Annotated in this window: 3 protein-coding genes; all 3 read left to right on the top strand. The window is 28.6% G+C overall.

Annotated elements, in window-relative coordinates; translation table 11 throughout:
- Positions 1–731: SprT-like domain-containing protein (locus M4I21_RS18420; protein ID WP_349628920.1), on the top strand; the 731-nt coding region annotated here is incomplete at its 5' end.
- Entirely contained in the window at positions 685–1,164 is a 480-nt protein-coding gene (locus M4I21_RS18415; RefSeq protein WP_249560693.1) for a hypothetical protein, read from the top strand. The genes M4I21_RS18420 and M4I21_RS18415, both read left to right, overlap by 47 nt.
- 361 nt (positions 1,165–1,525) lie before the next feature.
- Complete coding sequence (locus M4I21_RS18410; protein WP_249560692.1) at positions 1,526–1,702, top strand: hypothetical protein; 177 nt, start codon at positions 1,526–1,528, stop codon at positions 1,700–1,702.
- Positions 1,703–1,962 lie beyond the last annotated feature (260 nt).

Genomic DNA, 1,962 nt, shown 5'->3' with positions numbered 1-1,962 from the left:
ATGGCCAACAAGAAACTATAGATTGGCTTCCTGCAGGAGAAGGAGGTGCAGGAGCATCTGAAATGGTAGTTTCAGAAACAATTACTTGCGATGAAGGATATACTTTAGACGAAGAAACGTTGACCTGTGTGAGGGACGACCAAATAATAAATAACCTTACTGGTAAAGCTTTATGTGTTTATGAAAGATTATGGCGTACTGCATTAGATGAACATAATTTAATTAGGGAGACAATTATTTTATTTGGTGATGACAATATTAACAATAGTAACCTTACGTATCAACAAGCACCTAATTTAACAAATGATGACGGTGTTAGTTTGTATGCGAGTATGGAAAAAATAACAGAGAATAATTATTTAATAACTTTAAACGAAAGTTTATTAAGTGAACGATCACCTATAGAAATTGCTAGAACTATTTTACATGAATCGGTACATGCTAAATTAAAAAGTCATTTTGATAATGGATCTGAATCATTTGGCGATATATTTAAGGAGTATCTGCAAGAAAAAATTGGCTCTAATGAACTTAGTCATGCAATAATGAGAGATCATTATGTTTATCTAATAGCTAATGGTCTAAAACAATTTGACAACAATGAAGAAGATTTTGATTTTTATGAAAGTTTAGCTTGGGAAGGTTTACATCAATTTCTGTCTAATGCAGAAAAAGATAAAATAATTGAAGCTCAAGAAAAAGCTAGAAATAAAGAAATTAATTGCAATTAATATGAAATCTCTATTTAAAAAAACAGGAGTTGTATTTATAATTTTTGGATTGTTTTTAGGTGTCATTCTTTTTTTAGATAAAAAAGATGACTACTTTAAGGATGATGTCTATGTAATTTTTGACTATAATAAAATTAAAAAACAACCCTATAAATACCCTAGAAAACTTATTAATTCTGAGGATGAGAAAAGTACATTTAAGATAGTAGTTAATAGTGGTATGTCAGTTAATTTTATTAATAATAGTAGAAAATTAATTGACTATAAAAAAATAAATCAACTGAATATCTTATCTGTAGATTCAATATTAACATTAATTCCTGGAGTTTATTTTAAACCTATCCATAAAAAATTAATATTTAATATCATAGAAATTAATGGTGATAAATCCTCGATAATTAAGGTCACCCCTTCAGTTGTTCATTATAATTAACGCCGCAAGAAAAACAAATTTAGAAATGAAAAATAATTTTTTGTTATTAACGCTTCTTGCTGTTATGTCTTCTTGTTATAACAAAGAAAAAACAGTAATTATTACAGAAAACTAGACGTAAGCTATTATGATAAATAAATCTTTAATTGTTATATTTTAATCTTATATGGGTGTAATCCCAAGGATAACATTTGTGATAATAAAAAAGAAATTATTTCTTTTATGGTAGATAAAAAAGCATTTCCTTTATTACGCCTACCTAGTATAAACGATACAATAACAGTTGTTCCTGAAATTATTAGTGATTCGCCCGCTAGTGCGAGCGTCACGCTCGTACCGTTTTGAGTAAAACAATACTAAAATGAGCAGAAAACACAAATTCCAAAATCTTATCTCAGCTTATTTTAATGTTCTAGAAGGTAGTATAAGCCCTATAATGATAGTGCGTAAAACTTATAGTTTGTTTAACGACACAAGCAAGATGCTTGACGCCAGCGGAGCGGACGCAGCAGTGGCTGTTTTTGAAGACGAAGAATAAGTATTTATTGCAGGGTAAAAACTGCTAATCGTAAAATAAAGACCCATCAATTTGTATAAAAATTGATGGGTCTTTTTGTTTAAGTTGCTCATCAAACCAGAACCTCTATATATTAGAGGTTTACTTATAATGTGTCTTAGTAATTAATTTGTAGTTTCATCAAGATTATGTAAAAAATTATAAATTATTTAAAACCTGTAGTACTTTTAGTTATTACTGTTTTCCTTATTACTAATTGTCAAAAAGAAGAAACAACAGCT

This window comes from Cellulophaga sp. 20_2_10, from assembly GCF_023476645.1.
Classification (GTDB): domain Bacteria; phylum Bacteroidota; class Bacteroidia; order Flavobacteriales; family Flavobacteriaceae; genus Cellulophaga.
Note: the sequence above shows the minus strand (reverse complement) of the source record. Positions and strands in the feature narration are given on the sequence as shown.

What these genes read in the sequence shown, in the direction of transcription:
- M4I21_RS18410 (WP_249560692.1), top strand. Translation starts at nt 1,526, where the DNA reads ATGAGCAGAAAACACAAATTCCAAAATCTTATCTCAGCTTATTTTAAT.